At 72.2% G+C, this 1346-nt stretch carries 1 protein-coding gene and 1 pseudogene; both read right to left on the minus strand.

The features are described 5' to 3' along the window. Positions 1-766: cyclic nucleotide-binding domain-containing protein (locus ACFFIA_RS36405; protein ID WP_377260319.1), on the minus strand; the 766-nt coding region annotated here is incomplete at its 3' end. Positions 767-859: 93 nt separating this feature from the next. Next, positions 860-1346, minus strand: a pseudogene (locus tag ACFFIA_RS36410) (Crp/Fnr family transcriptional regulator); the annotation flags it as partial.

A 1346-nucleotide genomic window follows, 5' to 3' on the forward strand; every position in this document is an offset into this window, starting at 1 on the left:
CCGTCTGCGCCACCGACAACTCGTACTCCCGAGGCGACAGCTCGTAGTCCACGAACGCCCCGGGCAACTGGTGCTCGCCGGTGTGGCCGGCGGACATCGCGATCACCGCCTCGCCCTGGCGGTTGCGCCGCTGGCGAGGGCGGGCCAGGACGTCGCGCACGTGCGCGGCGACCCCCTCCAGCTCCACAATGGAGCGCCGGGGCAGCGCGAGCAGGATGCAGGCCGTGACCGCCTTGACGCCGAAGTCCCAGGTCCGCTCGGCGCCGTCGAGCACCTGGTCGCCGAAGTGGTCGCCGCCGGCCAGCGTGCCGAGCACGGTGATGTCGCCGTACCGCCCGGTGCCGAGCCGGTTGACCTTGCCGTGCGCCACGAGGAAGACGTGCTCGGCCGGCTCCCCCGCGTCGACGACGGCGTCGCCGGGGGCGTACTCGCGCTGCTCGAAGCGGTCGGCCAGCGCGGCCAGCAGGTCGTCGTCGGCGAGCCCGCGCAGCAGCGGCAGTTCGCGCAGCTCCTGCGGCACCACGCGGACCCGCGCGCCGGTGTTGGTGAAGCTCACCCGCCCGTCGCCGACGGTGAGGGTCAGCCGCCGGTTGACCCGGTACGCGCCGCCCGGCGCCTCCTCCCACGGCAGCATGCGCAGCAGCCACCGTGGCGAGATTCCCCGCATCTGCGGCACGGACTTGGTCGTCGTCGCGAGGTTTCGCGCCGCCGTCGTGCTCAGGCTCTGGTTCGGTCGAGTGTCCGCAATGGACTCGGTCAGGGGCACCACACACCACCATTCGGGCGAGGACGGTTCGAGGGAGGCACCGTGGCCGGCCGCGCCGGGGCAGTGCTCCGGCCGGCCACGGGACTTCGGGGGCTACCCCTCCCGGCCGATCTCGACGTTCTCCAGGATGCCGAGCGCGTCCGGTACGAGCACCGCGGCCGAGTAGTAGGCGCTGACCAGGTACGAGATGATCGCCTGGTCGCTGATGCCCATGAAGCGCACCGACAGGCCCGGCTGGTACTCGTCCGGCAGCCCGGTCTGGTGCAGGCCGATCACGCCCTGCCGCTCCTCACCGGTCCGCAGCAGCATGATGGAGGTGGTCCGCGTGTCGCTGATCGGGATCTTGTTGCAGGGCAGCAGCGGGATGCCCCGCCAGGCCGGCACCTGGTGCCCGTTGAGGTCGACGCTCTGCGGGTAGATCCCGCGCCGGTTGCACTCCTGCCCGAACGCGGCGATCGCGCGGGGGTGGGCCAGCATGACCGTCGGGTCCTTCCAGACGGTGGCGAGCAGTTCGTCGAGGTCGTCCGGTGTGGGCGGTCCGGAGCGCGTGTGGATCCGCTGCTTCAGATCGGCGTTGTGC

This window comes from Phytohabitans kaempferiae (assembly GCF_042433955.1).
Taxonomy (GTDB): Bacteria; Actinomycetota; Actinomycetes; order Mycobacteriales; family Micromonosporaceae; genus Phytohabitans; species Phytohabitans kaempferiae.